Raw genomic sequence first — 700 nt, 5'->3', positions numbered from 1 at the left:
TCACCGAGGCGCGCGACGCCACCGCCAAGGCTGCCAACGACGCCCGCGACGAAGACCTCGATGGTCCTGTCGGCTACGACAGCGCCGCCCAGCGCAAACGCGAATTCGCCGCCGACATGGGCGTGCAGTCCCACGCGCTCAGGATGGCCGCCGAAGGCGCGGTCGCCGCCTACAAAGAGATCGTCGGCGAAACCTGGAAGCCCTTCGACCGCCCGGTCGACAATCCCGGTCACTCGCTCGATCGCAAGGCGGCTGTGGCGCAGATGTCGGCTTTCGACTGAAGTACAGTCCGGCGGGGCTTCGGCCTCGCCGCTCCTTCACGACGACAGAGGTCGCCTTTCCGGAGGCGGCCTTTTTCCATGTCGGCGTCGAACGCCTGGGTGCGCGAAAATCAAGGGAAGGAAGAAGAGGCGAGACGGCGCCCATTGCGGCCGCCGCGGTTGTCGGTCCTGCCGGGGCCGCAAGCGAGCCGCAACGGCTTTGCCGTCCTCCACTGGCGTTGCGGCCTTCGGTGCGCTCGCTTGGCTGTTGCCCCGGCTACGGACCCCGCGTGACGGGCCGCGATGGGCGCGGCCTCACATGGAGGTCAGGAAATGCGCAGCAAAGAGAACAGCACTCGTGTGGATATCTACGCGAAAATCACCGACCGTATCGTCGCGGAGCTGGAAAAGGGCGTGCGCCCCTGGGTCAAGCCCTGGAG

At 67.0% G+C, this 700-nt stretch carries 1 protein-coding gene and 1 pseudogene; both read left to right on the top strand.

Features of this window, described 5'->3' with window-relative positions:
* Positions 1-281, top strand: a pseudogene (locus tag EN780_RS36335) (hypothetical protein); the annotation flags it as partial.
* Between the two features lie 312 nt (positions 282-593).
* Positions 594-700: ArdC-like ssDNA-binding domain-containing protein (locus tag EN780_RS36330; RefSeq protein WP_128276600.1), on the top strand; the 107-nt coding region annotated here is incomplete at its 3' end.

This window comes from Mesorhizobium sp. M4B.F.Ca.ET.089.01.1.1, assembly GCF_004022605.1.
In the GTDB taxonomy this organism is placed as follows: Bacteria; Pseudomonadota; Alphaproteobacteria; order Rhizobiales; family Rhizobiaceae; genus Mesorhizobium; species Mesorhizobium abyssinicae.
The sequence above is the reverse complement of the archived record's forward strand: the minus strand, read 5'-3'. Positions and strand labels throughout refer to the sequence as shown.